General features: G+C 65.4%; 18 protein-coding genes. 5 read left to right on the top strand and 13 right to left on the bottom strand.

Annotated features, from left to right (window positions below; all coding sequences use genetic code 11):
* Entirely contained in the window at positions 1-441 is a 441-nt protein-coding gene (locus BKG76_RS20325; RefSeq protein ID WP_070939524.1) for a prepilin peptidase, read from the bottom strand.
* Between the two features lie 37 nt (positions 442-478).
* Between BKG76_RS20325 and BKG76_RS20320 the strand changes: the two genes are divergently transcribed.
* Together BKG76_RS20320 and BKG76_RS20315 are read left to right on the top strand one after the other, a co-directional pair.
* Positions 479-1,276 carry a methyltransferase domain-containing protein gene (locus BKG76_RS20320; protein WP_070939523.1) on the top strand — a complete coding sequence of 266 codons (798 nt, stop codon included), beginning with the start codon at positions 479-481 and terminating at the stop codon, positions 1,274-1,276.
* Positions 1,277-1,285: 9 nt separating this feature from the next.
* Positions 1,286-2,005 carry a TetR/AcrR family transcriptional regulator gene (locus BKG76_RS20315; RefSeq protein WP_070939522.1) on the top strand — a complete coding sequence of 240 codons (720 nt, stop codon included), beginning with the start codon at positions 1,286-1,288 and terminating at the stop codon, positions 2,003-2,005.
* Here the strand turns inward: BKG76_RS20315 and BKG76_RS20310 are convergent.
* The 9 genes from BKG76_RS20310 to BKG76_RS20270 form a co-directional block, all read right to left on the bottom strand.
* Positions 1,988-3,001 (bottom strand): AurF N-oxygenase family protein, encoded by a 1,014-nt coding sequence (locus BKG76_RS20310; RefSeq protein WP_070939521.1) that lies wholly within the window; start codon positions 2,999-3,001, stop codon positions 1,988-1,990. The two genes, BKG76_RS20315 and BKG76_RS20310, sit on opposite strands and share 18 nt — an antisense overlap.
* Before the next feature lie 164 nt (positions 3,002-3,165).
* Positions 3,166-3,981 carry a shikimate dehydrogenase gene (locus BKG76_RS20305; protein WP_070939520.1) on the bottom strand — a complete coding sequence of 272 codons (816 nt, stop codon included), beginning with the start codon at positions 3,979-3,981 and terminating at the stop codon, positions 3,166-3,168.
* Positions 3,971-5,260, bottom strand: a complete 1,290-nt coding sequence (mltG, locus tag BKG76_RS20300; RefSeq protein WP_070939519.1) for an endolytic transglycosylase MltG — start codon at positions 5,258-5,260, stop codon at positions 3,971-3,973. Before mltG ends, BKG76_RS20305 begins: the two co-directional genes overlap by 11 nt.
* On the bottom strand, positions 5,257-5,778 hold the full coding sequence (gene ruvX / locus BKG76_RS20295; protein WP_070940014.1) for a Holliday junction resolvase RuvX: 522 nt from the start codon (positions 5,776-5,778) through the stop codon (positions 5,257-5,259). The genes mltG and ruvX overlap by 4 nt, the downstream gene beginning before the upstream one ends.
* A 17-nt stretch (positions 5,779-5,795) precedes the next feature.
* Positions 5,796-8,471, bottom strand: coding sequence for an alanine--tRNA ligase (gene alaS, locus BKG76_RS20290; RefSeq protein ID WP_070939518.1), 2,676 nt, complete (start codon positions 8,469-8,471; stop codon positions 5,796-5,798).
* Between the two features lie 401 nt (positions 8,472-8,872).
* Positions 8,873-9,199, bottom strand: coding sequence for a hypothetical protein (locus tag BKG76_RS20285; RefSeq protein ID WP_070939517.1), 327 nt, complete (start codon positions 9,197-9,199; stop codon positions 8,873-8,875).
* Between the two features lie 25 nt (positions 9,200-9,224).
* Positions 9,225-10,577 carry a replication-associated recombination protein A gene (locus tag BKG76_RS20280; RefSeq protein ID WP_070939516.1) on the bottom strand — a complete coding sequence of 451 codons (1,353 nt, stop codon included), beginning with the start codon at positions 10,575-10,577 and terminating at the stop codon, positions 9,225-9,227.
* Positions 10,578-10,608: 31 nt separating this feature from the next.
* Positions 10,609-11,451 (bottom strand): DUF3097 domain-containing protein, encoded by an 843-nt coding sequence (locus BKG76_RS20275; RefSeq protein WP_070939515.1) that lies wholly within the window; start codon positions 11,449-11,451, stop codon positions 10,609-10,611.
* Positions 11,452-11,613: 162 nt separating this feature from the next.
* Positions 11,614-12,780, bottom strand: a complete 1,167-nt coding sequence (locus tag BKG76_RS20270) for a kinase (RefSeq protein WP_070939514.1) — start codon at positions 12,778-12,780, stop codon at positions 11,614-11,616.
* A gap of 138 nt (positions 12,781-12,918) precedes the next feature.
* Between BKG76_RS20270 and BKG76_RS20265 the strand changes: the two genes are divergently transcribed.
* The 3 genes from BKG76_RS20265 to BKG76_RS20255 are packed head-to-tail and all read left to right on the top strand — an operon-like array spanning position 12,919 to position 15,057.
* A complete protein-coding gene (locus BKG76_RS20265; protein ID WP_070940013.1) occupies positions 12,919-13,542 on the top strand; it encodes a TetR/AcrR family transcriptional regulator in 624 nt (207 codons plus the stop codon).
* Positions 13,539-14,819, top strand: a complete 1,281-nt coding sequence (locus BKG76_RS20260; protein ID WP_083338150.1) for a glycosyltransferase — start codon at positions 13,539-13,541, stop codon at positions 14,817-14,819. The genes BKG76_RS20265 and BKG76_RS20260 overlap by 4 nt, the downstream gene beginning before the upstream one ends.
* Positions 14,809-15,057 (top strand): F0F1 ATP synthase subunit C, encoded by a 249-nt coding sequence (locus BKG76_RS20255; protein WP_070939513.1) that lies wholly within the window; start codon positions 14,809-14,811, stop codon positions 15,055-15,057. Before BKG76_RS20260 ends, BKG76_RS20255 begins: the two co-directional genes overlap by 11 nt.
* Here BKG76_RS20255 and BKG76_RS20250 read toward each other — a convergent pair whose 3' ends face one another.
* From BKG76_RS20250 to BKG76_RS20240, 3 genes are read right to left on the bottom strand one after another with little or no spacing between them, the layout of a single operon-like run.
* The gene (locus BKG76_RS20250) at positions 15,058-16,083 is read right to left on the bottom strand and encodes a zinc-binding metallopeptidase family protein (protein WP_070939512.1); all 1,026 of its coding nucleotides are present in this window, start codon (positions 16,081-16,083) and stop codon (positions 15,058-15,060) included.
* Positions 16,076-17,035, bottom strand: a complete 960-nt coding sequence (locus BKG76_RS20245) for a transglutaminase family protein (RefSeq protein WP_083338149.1) — start codon at positions 17,033-17,035, stop codon at positions 16,076-16,078. Before BKG76_RS20245 ends, BKG76_RS20250 begins: the two co-directional genes overlap by 8 nt.
* On the bottom strand, positions 17,002-19,605 hold the full coding sequence (locus BKG76_RS20240; RefSeq protein ID WP_070940011.1) for a circularly permuted type 2 ATP-grasp protein: 2,604 nt from the start codon (positions 19,603-19,605) through the stop codon (positions 17,002-17,004). Before BKG76_RS20240 ends, BKG76_RS20245 begins: the two co-directional genes overlap by 34 nt.
* Positions 19,606-19,645: the final 40 nt, after the last annotated feature.

Below are 19,645 nucleotides of genomic sequence, written 5' to 3'. Positions count from 1 at the left end.
TCAGATACCCGGCGTCAGTGCGCACAACCCGACCGCCACAACCGTCGCCAGGCACATCGACGGCCCATGTGGAACCGATACTCTCCGACGCCCGAAGGCCATGAGCACGATGCCGATCAGCCCTGTCACCAGCGGCGCTCCAATGGCTGCCAGGAACCACGCGTCCAATCCGAACGCCCCGGTCAGGCCGCCGGTCCCGAAGGCGAGCTTCACGTCACCGGCACCCATCGCGCGCGGCGACAGCAGGTGTGCGGCCAGGTACAGGCCCGTCAGCACTGCCGCGCCCGCCACCATCGACGGGCTGCGCCCGATCAACGCCACCGCGACCACCGCCACCGCTGCGGGCAGGGTCAGCCAGTTCGGCAGCCTGCGATACCTGATATCGAAATACGACAATGCCGCCATCCAGCACAGCACCGCCACCCCCGCCCCGTAAATCATGTGGGGAATGTAACGCCGCGAGGCTAGATTCGGAACAGTGACGAGTACCCCGAAAACCCAGTGGAGCCCGCAGGAATACAGCCGTTTCGGCGATGAACGCAGTCGCCCGTTCTTCGAACTTCTTTCACGTATCCCAACCTCTGATCCGCGCACCGTCGTTGATTTGGGTTGCGCCAGTGGAGTCCTGACGGTCGAGTTGGCACACCGCTGGCCGAACGCCTCGGTGCTCGGCCTGGATTCTTCTGCCGAGTTGCTCGCCACCGCCCCCGCAGACCTGCCCGCCAACCTGCGTCTCGAACAAGGCGATATCGCCAACTTCCGCGCCGATGGTGTGGACGTGGTGTTCACAAATGCCGCGTTGCAATGGCTTCCGCAGCATCGCGACCTCATTGCCGGATGGGCCCAGCAGCTCAATCCCGGAGGGTGGCTGGCCTTCCAGGTGCCGGGCAATTTCGGCGCACCCTCGCACGTGTTGATGCGTCAGGTCGCCGAATCGCCGCGCTGGGCAGCCCGTCTGGGCGGGGTACTGCGTGGGACCGAGAGCACCGACAGCGCTGAAGATTATGCGCGCCTGGCGATTTCCGCCGGCCTGGTTCCAGATGCCTGGGAGACCACGTATGTGCATCTACTCGACGGCGATGATCCCGTCCTGCGGTGGGTGCACGGCACCGGTCTACGGCCCGTCATCTCGGCACTTACGGCCGATGAATTCGCAGAGTTCGAGGTGGAATACGCAACGCTGCTTCGGCACGCCTACCCGCGCTCCGGCGATGTGACACCGTTCGGATTCCACCGGATCTTCTGTGTGGCATCGAAGCCTGATTCGGGTCGATAGACTCAACCGGTGCCGGATAGCGATGCCCAAGAGCGCTCACGAACCGGGCACGAGGCACGTTGGGAACGGCATAACTCCGCTCGACAGACCCGGATCGTGGAGTCCGCCGTCGCGCTGCTCGACGAAACACAGCCCGGCACCGAGATTCCCGTGCAATCGATCGCCAAGCGGGCCGGACTGGCCAAGTCCGTGGTGTACCGGCAGTTCGAAGGCCGCGAGGATCTGGACCGCCGGATCCGCTCACATCTGCTCGAGGACTTCGATACGACCATCTCCTCGCAGCTCGATGTCACCGAGGGTTCGATCATCGACATCGCCACCAGAACCATTCGGGCCGTTTTGGATTGGATGACCGACTACCCGCATCGCTACGAGTTCATGCGGTCCGGGGCCACCGATGACGATCCGGCCGTCGACGCCATCAGCACGGTCAAGGTGCGCATGGAACAACGTGTACGCGGGGTCTTGGTTCCGATCACCGAGCTACTCGGAATTGACTACAGCCCCTTCGAATCGGTCACCTATGCCGTGGTGACCATGGTCGAAGGAAGTCTCTCCCGGTGGCTACGGGAAACCGAACCCGTACGCACGCGCACCGAGATCGTCGAGGATCTGGCGAACTACGTCTGGTACGTATTGGACGGCGCGGGCGGCTCAGTCGGCGTGTCGTTGGACCCGACGACCGACCTGATGGCCGCACTGGCCAAGCTGTCAGGCGCCAACCGCTAGCGGCGCGCCCGCATGTGAGCGGTCGGGCTCGCTGCGGTACCGCGACGGACGACCGTCGATGTGCAGCACCTTCCACAACGGGCGAACCCACCACGGACGCATTCCGATGTCCTCGGTGAGCTTGCGCATATCCCCGAAATACTCGGAAAGGGTGTGCCGAGCGTGCGCGCTACGCCAGAAGGCCTGTTTGAAAACTTCACGCGGGATACCGAACTCGGCGGCGAAGGACCGCGGCGGAATCATGATCTCGTTCGCCAGTAGCTTCATGACAATCGGGAACAAGAGGGTGCACAGGGCGCGCTTACGCGCGCTCATCAGCGGCATGTGCACGCGCAGGAATTCACCGGCGAAGGAGATGTGCCGCGCCTCTTCGGCGACGTGGATCTCCATCGTGCGACGGACAGCCGGCGGTAGGTCGACGTCCTTGCGGATCAACGACTTCTGGTAGTGGTCGATGGGCTCCTCGCCACCAAGGATGCCAATGAAGAGCACCACATGGGCCCAGCCGCCCGCCACGCCGATGATCGGCGACAGCCTGCGGAACCACTTGCGCATGCCCGGGACATCGTCACCGATACGGTTGACGAGCTCCTGGAACATCTGGATGTGGTTGCACTCCTCGGTCATCTCGTGGAGGCAGTAGCGGAACTCCGGCGAGCCGTTTGGCAGCTTCATGAGGTACTGCATCATGCCGCGGATCAGGATGCTCTCGAAGGCAAGCCCTACCTTGACGCTATTGGCCAGCCGCCAGCGGCCGATCTCGATTTGACGGTCCAACGGCAGATCCCGGTACCACTGCGTGGCGCCGAGCGTGTCCAGCTCTGGATTCAGAACCCAGCGCGGATCGTTGCGATCGATTTGGTAATCGGGCGCATCCCAGTCGATGTCCGTGAAGGGATCGAAGTGCAGGCGCACCGAGCCTTCGGACAGCGTGTGCAGGGTCTGCAAGTACTCCGCGTCGAAATCGCTAGGCCCGGGGACGGTGTAAAGCGGCATTGCTTCCTCCTCGAATTACCCTCCAATTTACTGGGACGCAGCATCCCATGCAACACCTGATGGGACCAAAAGTCCCATGAATTTGATTCCCGCAGGTCCTACCGGCATTCGCGAGTCTGAACCTCACGACCGCAACTGGCCGATAACGCCGGATTGCCGAATGTTCAGCGCAGGGCGGCGGCCATCGCCGCCCGCGGCGCAGGCTGCCCGGTAAACAGCTCCACCTGGGTGAACGCCTGGTTGAGCAGCATTTCCAGACCACCAACCACTGTCGCGCCGCGGCGCTGCGCTGCTTCGGCCAGAGTGGTGGGCCACGGGTGATAGATGACGTCGAGAATCGCCGGTGCCGTCGCCAGGGACTGCACGTGTGGCGCGGCAGCTTCGGCGGGCACCGTACTCACCAACACACCCGATGCGCGGCAGAGCGAGGACAGGGCTTCATCCTCGAATCCGACCACCGAGGCCGGCAGACCCACCTGCTCGGCAAGGTCAAGAACGCCCTGTGCCCGGCCCGCGTCACGGGCCACCACCGTCAGAGACTGCACACCCATCGCCGCGAGCGCCACGATCGCCGGACGCGCGGTGCCACCGGCACCCAAGATCACCGCGGGCTGTCCGGCCGGGTCTATGCCGGCTCCCGTCAACGCTCCAGATACTCCATCGACATCGGTGTTGTCGGCATGCCAGCCCTCACCCGAGCGCACCAACGTATTGGCCGCGCCAATCGACCGCGCGCGGTCGGTCGCGCTCGATGCGACCTCCAGAGCGGCGAACTTGCCGGGCATGGTCACCGAGAAACCCACCCACTCGGGCCCGGCGCCACCGACCACATCGGGCAGTTGCTCGGCCGTGCACTCAATTCGTTCGTAGATCCACCCGCTCAGACCCAGCTCGCGGTAGGCGGCCAGGTGCAGATCGGGTGAACGCGAATGCCCGATCGGCGAGCCCAGGACCGCAGCGCGGCGAACGTCAGCGCGCACTGTCCAAGATGCCGTTCTTCTTGGCCAGCTCGATGTTTGCCAGATGCTCGTTGTAATCCGCAGTGAACAGCGTGGTGCCCTCGGAGTCGATGGTGACGAAGTACAGCCAATCCCCCGCCTCGGGATGCTCGGCCGCCTGCAGCGCCTCCGGACTGGGAGAACTGATCGGCGTGACCGGAAGACCCTGCGACACATAGGTATTCCACAGTGTCTTACTTTCCCGATCGTGGTCGGTAGTCGCGACTTCCTGCCGGTCCAGCGGGTAGTTCACCGTGGAGTCGAATTCCAGTTTCTGATGTTTGGCCAGCCGGTTGTAGACGACCCGCGCCACCTTCGCGAAGTCGCGCGGTTTCGCTTCCCTCTGTAGCAGCGAGGCCACCACCAGCACCTCGTAGGGCGACAATCCCGCCGCGTCGGCGTTCAACAGTCCGAGCTGCTGGTACTGCGCGTTGCTCTCGCGGATCAGGGAGGCCAGGATCTGCTCCGGTTCGGCCATCGGATCGAAATCCCACCGTCCAGCGGCGATCAGCCCTTCGATGCGGCGATGGTCGTCGCGCACGGCGTTGACTCCGTTGGACGCCCATTCCGGCACGGCGAGCTCGGACTGCGACGCCGTCGTGGCGGCCTGCCGTAGATCCGAGGCGGCGACACAGTGTTTGTCTCCGTCCAGATCCACACAGGAGGCGCGGGCGATCAGGGTGAAGATGCCTTCGGTGACCGCTCCGTTGGCTACCGCGGAGACGTCATCGAGCTGTCGGCCCTCGGGGATGACCAGCAGCCCGACTCGGTTTTCTTGCTCGGCAAGGCGCGCGACGGCGTCCTTACCGGGAATCTTGGTGCGCAGCTTGTAGAAGCCGGGCTGGATCGCGGCAATGGCCTGATTGCCCTGAGCGGCGTCGGTGAAGGCACTGGGGGTCGCCACCACACCCTCATCCTTCAGGCGCTGACCGATAACTTTGGTGGTGTCGCCGCGGTGCACCTCGAACACGAAGTCCTTGACCCCGGACCCCGAGTAGTCGGCGACGGGGTGGTCGGCACCGAACAGGCTGTCCCACAGCTTCGCTCCACCGACGACGGCAGCGACCGTGATGATGACAACCGCCGCCAGCCCCAGGATTCCGGCGTTGCGACGACGCCGGGCCGCTGCCCTGCGCCGCGCCCGTTCCCGGCGAGTCTCTCGGGGCCGGGGGCCGACAGCGACCGGGACGGCCCGGCGGCCGACTCCCCAGTCATCGTCAACGTGCTCCTGGCGATCGTCCCAGTCGCGCCGGTCGCTCAACGCGTGTCCCCTTCACTGCCACACCGGCGCCGCTGCTCGAGCCAATCCTGCAGAATGGCCACCGCTGCAGCCTGGTCGATGATGCCGCGCTGCTGACGAGACCGTACTCCTGCCTCACGCAGAGAACGCTGGGCGGTAGTAGTAGTGAAACGCTCGTCCACTAACCGCACCGGTACCGGGGCGATCCGTGCGCCCAACTCGCGGGCGAACGCCAGCGCGTCGCGCGCCGACGACCCAGTACCCACACGCAGGTTGCGTGGCAGGCCGACGACGACCTCGACCACGCTCATCTCCTCGACCAGTTCCGCGATACGCCGGAAATCACTGTCGTCCTTAGCATCCCGCGCGACGGTCTCGACCGGCGTAGCAAGAATTCCATCGGGGTCACTCGATGCGATCCCGATCCTGACGGTACCCACATCTACACCCAGCCGACGGCCTCGGCCCGGGTCGTCGGGGCCGGGACGATCCGGGGTTGGGGCTTCGCTTGTCGGGTTTTCCGCAAGCGGCTCATCCATGCTGTCGGGCACTCGGCTCAAGCCCGGCGGATCTGTTCACGCAGCGCATGGAGCGCCGCGTCGATGCCTGCCGGATTCTTACCGGAGCCCTGCGCCGTATCGGGTTTACCGCCGCCGCGGCCGTCCACCGCCTGACCGATGGCGCCGACGAGGTCATTGGCGCGCAGCCCGGAGTCTTGGGCGGCCTGGTTGACCGACACCACGAAGGGCACCGAACCATCGCCGGCGGCGATCAATGCGACGACAGCGGGGTCACTGCCGAGGCGGCCGCGGATGTCACCCACCAGACTGCGCAGGTCACCCGCACCGGTTCCGTCCGGTAGCCGGTGTGCCACCACCGTGGTGTCGCCGATGCGTTCTGCGTTGGCCACCAATGTCGCGATGGAGGCCTTCACCGAGGCCAAACGTGTTTGTTCCAGCTCCTTTTCGGCCACCTTGAGGCGCTCCACCAGCGTGGCGACCCGGCCTGGCACCTCCTCGGAGGGCACCTTCAGACTCGAGGAAAGCGCCGCCATCAACGCGCGTTCCTTCGAGAGGTACCGGAACGCGTCGAGGCCGACGTACGCCTCCACACGGCGAACACCGGAGCCCACCGAGGACTCGCCCAGCAGCGTCACGGGTCCGATCTGCGAGGAATGCGCGACATGGGTACCACCGCACAGCTCCAGGGAGAACGGTCCGCCGATATCGACGACGCGGACCCGATCACCGTAGTTCTCGCCGAACAGTGCCATCGCACCCATCGACTTGGCCTGGTCCAGATCGGTGACGAAGGTATTGACGGGGTAGTTGGCCTCGACCGCCTTGTTGGCAACGTCTTCTACTTCTTGCCGCTGCGCCTCCGAGAGCGCGCCCTGCCAACTGAAGTCGAAACGCAGATATCCGGGCCGGTTCAGCGACCCCGCCTGAACAGCGTTGGGGCCCAACACCTGCCGCAGTGCGCCATGCACCATGTGCGTGCCCGAGTGGCCCTGCGTGGCGCCGTGCCGCCAGTGCCGGTCCACCGAGGCCACCACCTGGTCACCCTCGACGAATTCGCCGGATTCCACGGTGACCTTGTGCACGAACAACGTTTTGGCGATCTTCTGGACATCGGACACCTTCGCCTGCGATGTCGCGTTGGTCCCGTCTCCACGAATGGAACCGATATCGGCGATCTGCCCGCCCGATTCGGCATACAGCGGTGTGCGATCGAGCACGATTTCGGCGTCGGCTCCCGCCGAGGCAACAGGCACCCGGGCACCGTCGACGAAGATGCCCAGGATCGTTGCCTGGGAATCCAATTCGTCGAACCCGGTGAACTCGGTGGGGCCCGCATCGACCAGTTCGCGGTACGCCGTCAGGTCCGCATGGGCGTGCTTGCGCGCGGCAGCGTCGGCCTTGGCGCGCTGCCGCTGCTCGTTCATCAGATCCCGGAAGCCGTTCTCGTCCACCGAAAGCCCGGCCTCGGCCGCCATTTCGAGGGTCAGCTCGATGGGGAATCCGTACGTGTCGTGCAGGGTGAACGCATCGCTACCCGAAAGCGTGCTCTTTCCGGCCGTTTTCGTCTTGTCCGCGGCGTCCTCGAACAGCTTCGACCCGGAAGCCAGGGTGCGGTTGAACGCGGTCTCCTCGGCGACGGCGATGCGGCTGATGCGTTCGAAGTCGGTCACCAACTCTGGGTACGACGGGCCCATCTCGTCACGCACCACGGCCATCAGCTCGCCCATCATGGGCTGTTCGACGCCGAGCAACTTGGTGGAGCGGATGATCCGGCGCAGCAGGCGGCGCAGCACATAGCCGCGACCTTCGTTGCCGGGACTGACCCCGTCACCGATGATGATCGCCGCGGTGCGAGCGTGATCGCCGATGACGCGGTAGCGGACGTCGTCCTCGTGGCTGCCTTGCCCGTACCCGCGCGGGGCAACGGCCGCCACACAGTCGATGACCGGCCGCACGAGGTCGGTCTCGTAGACGTTGTCGACACCCTGCAGCAGACACGCGATGCGCTCGACGCCCATCCCGGTATCGATGTTCTGACGCGGCAGCGGCCCGAGGATCTCGAAGTCCGTCTTGGAGGTGCCCTCGCCACGCTCGTTCTGCATGAACACGAGATTCCAGATCTCGATATAGCGGTCCTCGTTGGCCTCGGGGCCACCCTCGATGCCGTACTCGGGGCCGCGGTCGTAGTAGATCTCCGAACACGGGCCGCACGGGCCGGGGATGCCCATGGACCAGTAGTTGTCGGCCATTCCGCGGCGCTGAATCCGATCCAGCGGCAGTCCGGCGATCTCCTGCCACAGCTCGATGGCCTCGTCGTCATCGAGATAGACGGTGGCCCATAACTTCTCCGGATCGAACCCGTAGCCACCTTCGGACACGGGGTTGGTCAGCAGCGTCCAGGCGAGCCGGATCGCCTCCCGCTTGAAGTAGTCACCGAACGAGAAGTTGCCGGCCATCTGGAAGAAGGTGTTGTGCCGGGTGGTGATGCCCACCTCGTCGATGTCCGGGGTGCGAATGCACTTCTGGACGCTGGTGGCCGTGTTGTACGGCGGGGTGCGCTGCCCCAGGAAGAACGGCACGAACTGGACCATGCCGGCGTTGACGAACAGCAGGTTGGGGTCGTCGAGGATCACCGAAGCGCTCGGTACCTCGGTGTGACCGGCGTTCACGAAGTGGTCCAGGAATCGCTTCCGGATCTCGTGTGTCTGCATGTCGTCCTTGCGTGTAGCTGGGGAATCTGACCGGACCACCCTACCGGTGCGCCCGCCTATGGCCGGTATACGCCAAGGTCAGGCGGTACCGCCACCGAGTATCTGATCCGTCACACTGCGCCGAGCTAACCGGAAATCGACCCCTGATAGGTACGGACGGGCATCGACTACGAGCACAGCAATTGCGCCCCTGTACGTGGTCGTCGGGCGCTCGCGTGCGCCACCGGATCCGGACCTTCCCGGCATGCGAAACCGTATTCTCCCGATGTGGAATCGAGCAGCGGACTGCAAGATCTGATCGACCGAGCGGCCTTCCTCTCGACCGAGCAACGTCCAACCCCCGCCCCAGAGGCGCCAAGGCGCCGAGGCATTCGCGGCCTGTTCGGTCGGTAGCGCAGCCGCTACGGGGCGGTCGGCGCGTCGCGGATAGAGCTGTCGACGGCATCACCGATGGGTGCGGTGGCCAACCCGGTGAACGGGCCCAGGAATGGGCCCAGCAGGATGCCCGCGCCCGTCTCGGCGGCGTTTCCCGCGGCTCCCGCCCCGACATCGCGTCCGTACTGCTCCACCCATGGATCGACCGGCGCAGGTGGCGGTGGGCCGGGATCTTCGAAGGCCGGATCGGTTCCCGGATCTGGGTCCGGGTCCGCCCAGGCCTGTGCGGGTGCTGCTATCACGGCCAACGATGCGAGTAATCCGCCCGCAGCCAAACGCATACGTAACGTCATGCCTTCAGTATGCCGAGTGTGCGGTTCATCGCTTGAGGCCGCGCCGAATGATGGCGCGCAACTTGTCCAGCCGCGATGCGATCTCGCGTTCGTTGCCGTGATCGGTGGGCTGGTAGTAGTCGGCACCCATCAGCTCATCGGGTGGGTATTGCTGCGCCACCACGCCATCGCGGTCGTTGTGCGGATACACATAGCCCACCGCATTACCGAGTTTGGCTGCCCCGCTGTAATGGCCGTCACGCAGATGCGGTGGCACCAACCCTGCCTTCCCCGCGCGGATATCGCCCATCGCCGCGCCCAGCGCCGCCGGGACCGCTCCCGATTTCGGCGCCGTGGCCAGATGTATGACGGCGTGTGTCAGGGTCAGCTGTGCCTCCGGCATCCCGATCAGCTGCACCGTCTGCGCCGCCGCCACCGCCAGAGGTAATGCCGTGGGATCGGCCATGCCGACATCCTCACTGGCCAGGATCATCAGCCGCCGGGCGACGAAGCGCGGATCCTCGCCCGCTATCAGCATGCGTGCCAGGTAGTGCAGCGCGGCATCCACATCGGAGCCACGGATCGATTTGATGAAGGCGCTCACCACGTCGTAGTGCTGGTCGCCATCGCGGTCGTAGCGCACCGCGGCCCGATCCACCGACTGCTCGACCACCTCGACGGTCACGGTCCCGCCGGCTCCCCCCGCGGTCTCCGCCGCTACTTCCAGAGCCGTCAACGCTCGCCGCGCGTCGCCCGCCGCGAGCTGTGCCAGCAGGCTGAGCGCCTCGGGATCTACCGCCACCGCACCGCCGAGCCCGCGCTCATCGGTGATCGCGCGGGTGAGCACTTCACGAATATCGCTGTCGCCCAACGGCTGCAGCTGCAGGATCAGTGAGCGCGAGAGCAGCGGGGCCACGACGGAGAAGGAGGGGTTCTCGGTGGTCGCGGCCACCAACAGCACCACCCGATTCTCGACGGCCGCGAGCAGCGCATCCTGCTGTGTCTTGGAGAACCGGTGCACCTCATCGATGAAGAGCACCGTCTGGCGCCCGTGGACGGCGGCGCGGCGGGCCTCGTCGATGACCGCCCGCACCTCTTTCACTCCGGCGGACAGCGCCGACAGCGCCTCGAACCGGCGCCCGGTGACGCCCGAAATCAACGATGCGAGAGTTGTTTTCCCGGTGCCCGGGGGGCCGTACAGGATGACCGAGGCGGCCCCGGATCCGTCGACCAGACGACGCAACGGCGAGCCCTGTTTGAGCAGATGCCCCTGCCCCACCACCTCATCGAGCGTTGCGGGGCGCATCCGGACGGCCAGCGGCGCGTTGGGCGGCACCCCTGGGGCAATGGGCGCCGAGCCAAAATCGCCTCCGGGCACGTCGAACAGGCTGTCTGACACGTCTCAGGCTTACCACGTCGGGCCGACGGCTTCAGCTCGCCGGTTGCGTGACGAAATCGATCAGTTCCTCGACACGGCCGATCAGGGCCGGCTCCAGGTCCGTCCAGGTGCGCACCTTGCCGCGGATTTGGCGCCACGCCTCGGCGATCTCGGTCTGGCTGCCGTGCGGCCAGCCGAGGGCCTGACAGATGCCGTGCTTCCATTCGATATCGCGCGGGACGGTGGGCCAGGCATGCAGGCCGATCCGCTCGGGCTTCACCGCCTGCCAGATGTCCACGAAAGGGTGCCCCACCACCAGGGTGTGCGCGCCATAGGGGCCCTTTTGCACCGTCTCGGCGATCCGCGACTCCTTGGACCCCTTGACCAGGTGATCGACCAGCACCCCGAGCCGACGGCCCGGACCGGGCTGGAATTCCTTCACGATGGCAGCCAAGTCGTCCACCCCGCCCAGGTACTCCACGACGACGCCCTCGACGCGCAAGTCGTGTCCCCACACCTGCTCTACGAGCTCGGCATCGTGGCGACCCTCCACGTAGATCCGGCTGGCCAACGCGGTGCGTGCCTTAAGACCGTGGACCGCAACCGATCCCGATGCGCTTCGGGTCTGCTTGGTCGGCGTGTGCCGCAGTGGCTCCTTGAGGATCACCGGCTTACCGTCGATGAGATATCCCGGGCCCACCGGGAATCCGCGGACCCGACCGTGTCGGTCCTCCAGATCCATCCGGCCGTACTCGATGCGCACGACGGCGCCCACGAACCCGGTCTGGGCATCCTCGACTACCAAGCCCTTGATGGCCGCGACCTCGGTTGATTGAGGACGCCGCGGGGAATGCGGGTTGTTGGACAAGATATCGGTGCCATAGCGATCAGCCACCCGGCGATCGTAGGAATGCGGCGGAGCCGCGTCCGGCTACGACGCGCCCGCGTGACTAGACCGTGACCGGGACGGCGCGTGCGTGGGTGCGAGTGGCCCAATCCTCGACGTACCCAGCAAGACATGGCATGTCCGCTACGTCTAGACAGAGACCCGGAGAACTCAGCCCTCGGTGAAGGTTTCGCCGCGCAACCCGCCGATGACATCGGAGGCGTGTGCGGCCACAACGTCATCGTCGACACGCTCGGCGGCCGCGTGCAGTGCCACCCATCGCCCCAGCAGCGCGGAGTGACTGGGTGCGGGGTTCTCGAACACGACGGTGTCATCGGAATCTTCGGTGTCGTCGTCCAAGCCCACGTCCACCGTGAAGTATTCGTGGGTGGCCAGCCACACCCACATCAGGCGCGCGTCAAGAATGCGCCGCGAGAGGTTGTCGTCGTCGGCCAGTCCCGGCGCGATCGACACGACATCGGACCGCCACGCTTCGGTCATCGCATCATCGAGCTCGGCGACTTCCTCACGCTCGGTCGCGCCCAGAAACTCCGGGTAGACGGTCAGCGCGTGCGCGATATCCAGCACGATGTCGCGGAAACCGCCCCATTCGTAGTCAAGAATTCGGACGCCGTGTTCGGTGACGAGGATGTTGTCCGGGGCAACCTCGGAGGGGCTGAAGGCCCGAACGCCGCCCCTCTCGAAAAGCTCCGCTGTTTGCTGCAGGCGAGAGATAAGGGTCGGCGGAACCTCTAGGGAGTACTCGCTTCTCAGGATCTGCTGCAGTGGTGAGATGGCTTCCGCTCCCCCGAGACGCTGCTGCGCCGGGTCCACATCAATCTTCTTGACATCAAGGCGGCGGAGCAGCGCAGCAAAGTCGCCCTCGCGGCCAACCGTCGCGACATGCATGCGCCCCAGGGCTTGCGCCCATGCCATCAGCGCATGGTTTATCGCCGCACGATTGCGCTCCGCAAGCAGCTCGGACATCGTCGGAGCCGAACCTAGGTCGGTCAGCACGATGAGGCGTTCGGCGATGGAGTAGGCAACCAGCTCTGGACCGGGCCGATGCTTGGCCGTCAAGGAGTTTGCGAACTGGTATGACACCACCTCGCGGAGCACTGCGGCGTCGGATCCGCCCTCGGGGACCTGCTTGATCACCATGGACTTCGGCAACGCGAACGGGTTCTGCACGGCGCGGACCCGAATGACGATCGCAGGCCCACTGCCACCGAGATCTTCCGGTTCGGCAAGCGTGACCGTTGCCCCCGCGCGCCTGGAGAGCAACTCCTCGGCTGTGGCGATAACCTGCGCGACGGGGTCTGCCAATAATGTCGTCATTACCGTCTCACCATACCCCGTCTTTATAAGACTGTGGGGCGGCACACACTCATCACGATATTCGCATCCCGGTATTTGCCAGTCCACGTACAGAAGATTGCTCTTGCCTTCACTGACCGATCGGTCTAATTTATGACCATGCGGTCTGAGAAGTCGTTGACGTTCACCGAACGCGCCCGGCGAGCACAAATAGTGGCGGGTGCCATCGAGGTACTCGCCGACGCGGGCTATCCGCAGACATCGCTGGCCAAGATCGCCGAGCACGTGGGGGTAGCCAAGAGCGCGGTGCTGTATCACTTCGCATCAAAAACGGATGTCATCGAGTCCGTGATGCTCGAAGTCTTCACTCGGGCCGCAGCCATGATCGTGCCCGCGGTGCACGCGGAACGCACCCCGACGCGACGGCTCACGGCATACATCAGAGCGAATATCGAGTTCGTCGTAAACAACCGGGTGGCCGCGATAGCCCTGTTGGAGATCATCACCGGCTACCGCAGTCAAGACGGCCTGCGGTTCGACCAAGCAGCAGCGGGTACGGAGCCGCCCGCCGAGTTCGCCGCGATGGATCCCGAGTCGATCTTCACCGACGGTGTCACGTCCGGTGAGTTCCAGCCCGTTTCACCGCGATTCATGAAGAACGCCTTACGCGCCGCATTGGACGGGGCGGTATGGGAGCTGGGACGCGACCCTGACTACGACGCTGTCGGCTACGGCGAGCAGCTGGTCGATATGTTCACCAAGGCTGTTGGTGGCGCACCGTGACCACGGTCGTGATCTGCGCCTACGGGACCCGCGGAGACGTGGCACCCCTGACAGGAATGGCCGGTCGGCTGCGCGACAACCTGCCCGCCCGCGTCGTCATCGCCGCGCAGCAGCCCTATGCGGAGATGGTGCGTGCCTCCGGTCTGGAATTTCGCGCCTTGCCCGGCGACACCGAGACGGCAACGCGAGATTCGGCACATGGCCAGGCACTCGTGGACGGCACGCGGATGCAACCCTCACGAGCGGCCCTCACCGAGATGCGTGCCGGACTTGCAGGAGTCGGCGAGGCCATGGCCGAAGCAGCGCACGATGCCGATGTGCTACTGGCCGAGGGGCCGGTGGGGACCCTGTTGGGATATCACGTGGCCGAAGCACTCTGCGTACCCAGCGCCGGACTGTCGCTTCAACCATCCTGTCCCACTGGGAACTTCGCACCGCCACCGCTCACGGTCCGATCGTTTGGCAGATATGGAAACCGGTTGACATGGCGCCTCGCCCAGTCCGGGGAACGGATCTATACCCCGCTCATTGATGCTCTCCGCCACAACCTCGGCCTGGTTCCGTCGTCGCTGCACAGCTATCACCAAGCCCGTACCAGGAGCTGGCCCGTCATCCACGGCTATAGCGGTCACGTCGTCGCACGCCCCGACGATTGGCTGCCGCACTGGCACCAGACCGGTTACTGGTGGCCTGATGATGACGAAACCTGGCTTCCCCCAAAAGAACTAGCAGACTTCCTAGACAGCGGTCCCGCTCCCGTCTTCGTCGGTCTGGGCAGCACCGCCACTTCCAAGGGGCGCGAGTTGTCAGAGACCATCGCTGCCGCGACACACAGGGCCGGGGTGCGCGCGGTGGTGCAACGCGGGTGGGCTGGGCTCGTCGGCCGGGGCGAGAACGTCATCAGTGTGGATGACGTACCGCACTCTTGGCTGTTTCCGAAGATGGCCGCGGTCATCCATCACTGCGGGGCAGGAACCGCGGCCGCCGCACTGCGAGCAGGGGTCCCCTCTATCCCGGTGCCCGGCATCATGGACCAACCGTTCTGGGCCAATCGACTGGCCCAACTGGGTGCCGCCTGCACCCCGCTACCGCGTTCATCGCTGGGAGCCCAAGAGCTCTCGGCCTCGATCGCGCGGGTGGTCGGGGAACCGCGGTATCGCGAAGAAACCCAACGTCTCTCACGGCTCATTCGTGGCGAAGACGGCGCTGGGGCGGCGGTGGCCGTCATCGCCGCACTGCTGGATACCACGACGAAGGATAGGGATCATGGCTACTGAACTTCTGATGGGCAACGCGCTGCTGGCTGGAGCGATCACGCTGGCAGGCGGTGCCATCGGGGCGGGTATCGGCGACGGCATGGCCGGGGCACAGCTCATCGCCGGGGTGGCCCGCCAGCCGGAATCTCAGAACCGGTTATTCACACCGTTTTTCATCACCGTCAGCCTGGTGGAGGCGACATTCTTCATCAACGTGGCATTTATGGCCTTGTTTGTGTTCGCCACCCCGGGCGGGTAGTCACCCCTCGGGATCCCCCGCGGCCATGACAATCTCGTGAATCAACCGCATCTTGTCCAGGACGGGACCGGGCAACACGAAGGGGTACAGATCGCCGTGCCCCATCGAACGATTGACCATGTTGAGCGACCACGCCAGCGGCAGCCACATCTCGATGATGGTGTCGAATCCGCTCGGCCCCAACACCCTACGATCGAAGGTGCCGCCGGCCGGGGCCAGCGCGAAGGATGCGGCGGTGTCCAGGGTGTCGCGGATATGCAGATAGTGCGCGAAGGTCTCAGCCCAGTCCTCAGCCGGATGCATGCTCGCGTAAGAAGAAACGAAGTTCGCCTCCCAGTCCTCCGGAGCGCCTTGTTGGTAATGACGATCGAGGGCCGCCTGGTAATCGGCGTCCGCATCACCGAAGAGTGCACGGAACCTCTCGGCGTAGTCCGGTGAGCTCCCGATGAGCCGGTAGTAAAAGTAATGCCCGATCTCGTGGCGGAAGTGTCCGAGCAGGGTGCGGTACGGCTCGTCCATGGAGATGCGAAGCTGCTCGCGGTGGACGTCATCCCCTTCGGCGAGGTCCAGGGTGATCACCCCGTTGTGATGGCCGGTCATCACCTGCTCGTGCTCGCTGGAGAGCAGGTCGAACGCCAATCCGAACTGGGGATCCGTGTCCCGGCCCGTGACGGGTAGCCGCAGCTCGGCAAGCTCGGCGATGAGCCGGCGCTTTGCCTTCTCCGCGTCGGCGAATGCCGGCATGGCGATCGTGTCGGAGTCGTTGGGCCGGGTGCGAGTGAGCGCACACGAGGCACATATCGTTCCCGCCCCGGTGCCATTCACCAACCAATTGCATTCGGCCACATGCAAATTTGCGCACAGCTGATGACTATCGGCATCGACGAATCCAGGCCCCTCATCCTCGGCGAGGACGAGCAGTGCCTTCTGTTCAAGCGAGAAACCGACATGACTGCCACAGGACAGGCATACCGAGTTCTCGAACGCCAGATGCTGGCCGCACTGCGGGCAGATGAAGTCACGCATGGGCAGGACTCTCCTCACAGGGCGCGACATCGACCGACACCTTGATGGTGCTGCTCTCGGAGTCGGTGTAGATGATCCCGCGCAGCGGTGGAACATCGGCGTAATCGCGCCCCCAGGCAACGGTGACATACCGTTCGTCGGCAACCGTGTTGTTGGTGGGGTCGAAGGCGACCCAGCCCTCGGGCGGGACCCACACCGCCGCCCAGGCATGGGTGGCGTCGGCGCCGACAAGGCGGGCCTGTCCGGGCGGCGGATTGGTGGCCAGATAACCGGATACGTAGCGGGACGCCAGTCCCTGGCTTCGCAGCGCGGTGGCAGCGATACGGGCGAAGTCCTGACACACACCTTCGCGGGCGGCCAGAACCTCGCTGACCTTGGTGGAGATGGTGGTCGACCCAGAACGGTACTCGAAGTCGTGATAGATCCGCCCCATCAGATCCACGACCGCCTCACCGAGCGGCCGCCCGGGGGTGAAACTCACTGCGGCGTAGTCACATACCTCATCGGTGATCTCCGGAGTCGCCAAGTCCAAGACAAACTCCGTGGCCAACGCCGCTGCCCCGGTCGGCTCCCCGTACGCCGGGCGGGCAAGCTCCCATGCCTGGTGCCACCCGGCTCCCGGCGGCGCCGGGTTTTCGACGTCGACAACCGAGTGCCCCGTCACGCTCAGCTCCCGGTGCGGCGTGGTGACGTGGAAGTAGGAGCTCAGGTTCCCGTACAGATCTCTGCCGGTCGAACTGTCCGAGGGCTCGGGCTCGACGATCAGCTCACTCGATTCACAACGCTGCCACTCGGTGTCACGTGGCGTGAGATAGCCACGCCCGTACGAGCTGGTGACGTCATCGGAGTACCGATACAGGGTGCGGTGCGTCACCCGATAGCGGATCACGGATGAGCCACCGGCGCCAATATCATCGGTCACGGCAGCTTCCGCCTTGGGTCGGGACCCCACAGTGGCTGCATGCCGGTCGGCATGGACAGATGGGTCGCGGTGATCACGGTGGACAGTTCGCGTAGCGCCTGGTGGACGTTGTCGAGAGTTTCGGCCAGCGTGTCTCGCTGCCCCTCCTCGTTCGCGGTGTCCAGATCCGACGGGTCAATTCGCCGGAGTTGGGTCACCAAGTCTTCCACCAGCCGTTCGGGGCGTGAGGTACCCGAGGCACTGGGTAGCGATTTGAGGTCGTTGCGTAGCGACTCCACCTGATACAGCAGCGATCTGGGATTGTCGGCGTCGAAAAGCAACAGATCGGCGACGGCCTCCAGACTGATCTTGCCGCGGGTGCGGCGGCGGTACATCACCGAAGACTCGCAGGCCACCAGCGTGGATTCGGTGACCGACTGGTCGGCCGCACGGCCTCGGACCGCGGTGAGAGTGGAACGCAACAGAGCAGTCAGGCCGAGGCCACGCTCGATGCGTTTACCGATATCCATGATGGTCCAACCGATGTCGTGGACCGTCGATTCTGCTGCGAGCCCGGATAGCGCGAGCAGCCCCGCCAGTACTTGGGTTTGCGTCGCGGCGAGCACGGTGTCATCCATACGCGTCGGGGTGTCGCCGGATCGGGTGAACTCGTCGTACTCCGCCGCGGCGGACGCGACGGCCCGATCCATTCCGCCGAGCACCATCCAGGTGTCGTTGGACATCTGGTCACGGACCGCGCGAGCAGCCAGTCCGAGCCGCTCCAGCGATTGCGCCAGTGATCCGGCCCGTTCCTTGTCCACCGTCAAGGACCACAGCTGGGTTCCCAGATCCTCTGCCGTGGTGTCGGTTCCGGTGATGTCTCCCAACGCCTTCAACAGTACCGGGACACATTCGCTGGCCTCCATGAACTGCCGATACCGGTACTCGTGGAAGCGTTCCCGAGTGACTGACAGCAGCCTGACCAGATTCTCCGCACGCTCCCCGTACCGCCCCAGCCAGAACAGATCGGACAGCACGCGCGGTGAGCTGACCGCGTCCGATCCCACCGATCGCCCGGCGGGCAGATCCAGTGGGGCGACTGTCAACGCGCGCTCGGTCTGATCACGATCCGGCTGTTGAACCCAAATATCTTTGGCGGCAAAGCTATTGAGCGTCGCACCGGAGTAGCCGGTGGCTGCGACATAGCCGAGCCCACCGATCATTGGGGCGTATCCGCCACGCTGCGCGACCGTGAACAGCCGCATACCCACCGGCGCCGCGGTGAGCGCGCCGGAGCGCAGATAGGTGGGGGCCACCGACAGTTCGGGGAGTTCTTGACCGACCCAGCGCCAGGGAGCCGCCTCGATACGCGCCCGCAGCGTTTCCAGGGTCTGGGCAGACTGCAATGGACCCGTGTAGACCTCTTCCCCCACTGTCGATTTCACCAGCAAGGAGCCCAGGTGCGCGAGCAGATGCGAGCGCTCCGCGTCGATACCGCCCCACCAGGATTGAGCGCCGGGCAAGGCGAGTGGCTCATCGAGCAGCCGCTGTGACAGACCCGGCAGGAAACGAGCCAATCCGGGGTTTTCCAGCACGCCGCTGCCCAGCGAGTTGACGACGGTCACCGCGCCGCGCCGGATCACCTCGACCAGCCCGACAACTCCCAATCGTGAGTCGGCCCGCAGATCCAACGGATCGGAATAGTCGGCATCTACGCGGCGCAGCACCACGTCCACCCGGCGCAAGGTGCCCAGCGACCGCATCCAGAGCTTGCCGTCGCGTACCACCAGATCCGCGGACTCGACCAGCGGGAAACCCAGCACCGACGCCAGATAGGCCTGATCGAAGGAGGTCTCCGAGTGGATACCGGGGCTCAGCACCACCACCGCCGGATCCTCCACCGACTCGGGAGCGACGTCGATGAGCGCCAGCCGCAGTGTCTGCGCGAAGGACGAAGTCGGCCGCGGAGCCACCTTCTCGTAAAGGTCCGGGGCGGCGTGTGCGACCACCCGCCGGTCCGCCATCGCGTAACCGGCACCCGACGGGGCCTGCGTCCAGTCCGCGTTCACCCGGAAGTCACCGGCGGCGGTGCGCCCGACATCGGACCCGAGCAGAAAGAGCTGATGCCGCCCGGGCAGCGCCATGCCGTGAGCCGCACGCAGGTACCCGGGATGGGCGAACAGCAGCTGCGGCGGCAACGCACCGGAACTGATCAGTTCCTGCGGACCGTAGAGGTCGCTGAGGATGGCGTCCAGCAGCGTGGCCCGCTGAGTGAGGCCCACCTCCAGGTCGTTCCAGTCCTCCGGGTCCAGCAGCAGTGGCAGCCCATCCAGACGCCAGGGCACCGGTAGCGCCGGCGTGTCGGGTCCGGGCACGCCCCCCGCGACGCGCCGCGGATCCATGTAGGTGATGCCGTCGCTGTCGACGAGGGTGCGGACTCGGTCCAGCAGACGGTCCAGGCCAGCACGGCCGCGCTGCGCGATAGCGTCGGCCAGGTCGGTCCAGCCCGGGCGGACGGTGCCGTCCGGCGCCAGAAATTCGTCATAACCCGCCTGGGTACCCCGGCGCCCGACCTCGAACAGTGCTCCCTGGGCGCGAGCACTGCGGTACTGCTCTATCAACGGGTTATCGCCCGAACCGAAGCCGGGTCCGATGGGAGCC

This window comes from Mycobacteroides franklinii, from assembly GCF_001853795.1.
GTDB lineage: Bacteria > Actinomycetota > Actinomycetes > Mycobacteriales > Mycobacteriaceae > Mycobacterium > Mycobacterium franklinii.
The sequence above is the reverse complement of the archived record's forward strand: the minus strand, read 5'-3'. Positions and strand labels throughout refer to the sequence as shown.

Bases quoted from the DNA above. Each gene is read 5' to 3' on its own strand.
- BKG76_RS20325 (WP_070939524.1), bottom strand. From the start codon at position 441: ATGATTTACGGGGCGGGGGTGGCGGTGCTGTGCTGGATGGCGGCATTG.
- BKG76_RS20310 (WP_070939521.1), bottom strand. From the start codon at position 3,001: ATGCCGCTTTACACCGTCCCCGGGCCTAGCGATTTCGACGCGGAGTAC.
- ruvX (WP_070940014.1), bottom strand. From the start codon at position 5,778: ATGGATGAGCCGCTTGCGGAAAACCCGACAAGCGAAGCCCCAACCCCG.
- alaS (WP_070939518.1), bottom strand. From the start codon at position 8,471: ATGCAGACACACGAGATCCGGAAGCGATTCCTGGACCACTTCGTGAAC.
- BKG76_RS20285 (WP_070939517.1), bottom strand. From the start codon at position 9,199: ATGACGTTACGTATGCGTTTGGCTGCGGGCGGATTACTCGCATCGTTG.
- BKG76_RS20270 (WP_070939514.1), bottom strand. From the start codon at position 12,780: ATGACGACATTATTGGCAGACCCCGTCGCGCAGGTTATCGCCACAGCC.
- BKG76_RS20265 (WP_070940013.1), top strand. From the start codon at position 12,919: ATGCGGTCTGAGAAGTCGTTGACGTTCACCGAACGCGCCCGGCGAGCA.
- BKG76_RS20255 (WP_070939513.1), top strand. From the start codon at position 14,809: ATGGCTACTGAACTTCTGATGGGCAACGCGCTGCTGGCTGGAGCGATC.
- BKG76_RS20250 (WP_070939512.1), bottom strand. From the start codon at position 16,083: ATGCGTGACTTCATCTGCCCGCAGTGCGGCCAGCATCTGGCGTTCGAG.